We start from the raw sequence: 508 nt of genomic DNA, 5'->3' as shown, positions 1-508 counted from the left end.
TTCCTTCTACTTTTGTTTGCGCTACTTTTGTATTCGTAATGTCATAACCATGAACCTCTGATTTATATCCATCTACTGGTTGTTCTTTTACTTCATACTTGTATGCATTTCCTTCGGCATCATATGCCGCTAGGTCTGTAAACGCATATTTCCATTCGCCCGCTGCGCTCACTTCTTTTGTATCAATTACTTTACCATTTTGTAGTAAGTCTACTTTGATCGTTGTTGGACGGCTTGTCGCATTTCCATCTTTCCACGTCTTCGTTCCTTCTACTTTTGTTTGCGCTACTTTTGTATTCGTAATGTCATAACCATGAACCTCTGATTTATATCCATCTACTGGTTGTTCTTTTACTTCATACTTGTATGCATTTCCTTCGGCATCATATGCCGCTAGGTCTGTAAACGCATATTTCCATTCGCCCGCTGCGCTCACTTCTTTTGTATCAATTACTTTACCATTTTGTAGTAAGTCTACTTTGATCGTTGTTGGACGGCTTGTCGCATT

1 protein-coding gene is annotated in these 508 nt (G+C 39.4%); it reads right to left on the bottom strand.

What is annotated here, in order from left to right; genetic code table 11:
• Nucleotides 1–508, bottom strand: a 508-nt coding sequence (locus V7S50_RS34020; protein WP_336584468.1) for a Cna B-type domain-containing protein, incomplete at both ends; no start/stop codon positions are given.

Origin of the sequence: Bacillus sp. CCNWLW194, from assembly GCF_037120585.1 — a bacterium.
Lineage (GTDB): Bacteria > Bacillota > Bacilli > Bacillales > Bacillaceae_G > Bacillus_A > Bacillus_A basilensis.
The sequence above is the reverse complement of the archived record's forward strand: the minus strand, read 5'-3'. Positions and strand labels throughout refer to the sequence as shown.